Genomic DNA, 233 nt, shown 5'->3' with positions numbered 1-233 from the left:
TCGTTCCCTCCACGTCCATATAACGTGTCGTTCCCCATGCCTCCAAATAACTGATCCGTTTCTGTAGTTCCGGCCAACCAGTCTGCTCCATCCGTTCCCTGATAGAGCTGCTGTAAAATATCGGCAACCTTCACGCTCGTACCATCTGCAAACTCGATTCGCTGTAATGAGCTATACGGGTTATTTAATGAATCCTGATAGAGCACATCCTGGAATGTGATTTTATCCGTGCT

At 47.2% G+C, this 233-nt stretch carries 1 protein-coding gene; it reads right to left on the bottom strand.

Annotation, left to right across the window (positions count from 1 at the left end; all coding sequences use genetic code 11):
* Positions 1 to 233 (bottom strand): hypothetical protein (locus FY048_RS19030; RefSeq protein WP_446092182.1); only part of this gene is annotated, 233 nt, incomplete at both ends.

The organism is Acinetobacter sp. 1124_18A, assembly GCF_052824995.1.
This window is presented reverse-complemented; position numbering and strand designations above follow the sequence as displayed.